General features: G+C 33.5%; 1 protein-coding gene. It reads right to left on the reverse strand.

Features of this window, described 5'->3' with window-relative positions:
• Window positions 1-1,556, reverse strand: a 1,556-nt coding sequence (locus tag HU235_RS15690) for an LTA synthase family protein (protein ID WP_174880804.1), incomplete at both ends; no start/stop codon positions are given.

A 1,556-nucleotide genomic window follows, 5' to 3' on the forward strand; every position in this document is an offset into this window, starting at 1 on the left:
ATCTTTATCCGTATATTGATAATCTTTAGGATTAATAGGTGTAAATCCTTCAGGTGTATAGAAACGTAATAAATCTTGGTTAACGATTTTATCGGACATCTGAAGCTTCATTTCTGTAATTTCTTCATATTGCTCAATTTCTTTTGTTTTCTCTAGTTTTTCTCCTGTGTTTGTATCGTAATACTTTCCGTTCAACCCTGTAACATTCTCAGTAATAAAATCACCGTTTCTGAATGGTACGACAGTTTGATGCTCAGGTGAGAATAAATCAGTACCTAATTGAACATATCCTTTTGTATCAATTCCTAATAAATGCATAACAGTAGGCATTAAATCGATTTGTCCACCATATTGGTGCATTGTTCCACCCTCTACACCCGGGATATGAATAAATAATGGTACCCGTTGTAATTGTGCATTTTCAAAGTTGTCTACTTCTTTATTTAACACTTTAGACATCGCAGCTTTATGATTTTCAGAAATACCATAGTGGTCTCCATACATAATAATCATTGAGTTATCATAAAGTCCAGACTCTTTTAAATCATTAAAGAATTGTTCTAATGCTTCGTCTAAATAACGTGCAGTTTGGAAATAATTATCAACAGACTCATCACCAGTAGTATGCGGCTCGATCGTTGCTAAGCTTTGATCGAGTGGATATGGAAAATGGTTTGTAACTGTGATGAATTTTGAATAAAATGGCTGTTTTAATGATTTAAGCATTGGAATTGATTGCTCAAAAAATGGTTTATCTAATAAGCCGTAATTCACCACTTGATCGTCTTCCGCATCATAATAGCTTAAGTCATAAAAATGATCGAAACCTAAAGATTTATAAATTTCATTTCTGTTCCAGAACGTCTTAGTATTACCGTGAAATACTGCAGATGTGTACCCTTGTTGACCTAATATCGCAGGTGCTGCTTGATACGTATTGCGACCTTTTGTAGAGAAAGCTGCCCCTTGTGGCAATCCAAATAAAGAGTTCTCTAACATAAACTCAGCATCCGCTGTTTTCCCCTGACCTGTTTGGTGGAAAAAGTTATCAAAATAGAATGTGTTTTTATCCTTTGCTAAAGAATTTAGGAATGGCGTTACTTCTTCACCATGTAATTTATAATTAATAATAAAGTTTTGTAGTGATTCTAAATGAATATAAATAACGTTTTTACCTTTTGCTACACCAAAAAGATTTGGATCAGGCTCTGCATATATTGCATTAGTATAGTTCGTTACCTCAGTAATATCATTTGAATCGGCCATCGCACGTTGTGCAGAATCGCCAGTACTCTTAATTGCATCATAAATCGTGAAATTATACATACCTAAATATTTAACAATATAGTTTCTGTCAAAGGTTCTTGTTAATAACTGTGGTCGGTCTGTTTCAGCTAAGCTTAAATTTACCGCAAAAATCGCAACAGCTGCACTAAATACGATAAAAACAGTTCGTTTTTTTACTTTAGTTGTTTCAGGTTTTACGGCCTTCGTTAAAACAAGAAGTAATAAAATAATCGTATCTAGGAAATATAATATATCGTATGGGCTTAATA

Origin of the sequence: Metabacillus niabensis (assembly GCF_902829255.1) — a bacterium.
Lineage (GTDB): Bacteria > Bacillota > Bacilli > Bacillales > Bacillaceae > Metabacillus > Metabacillus niabensis.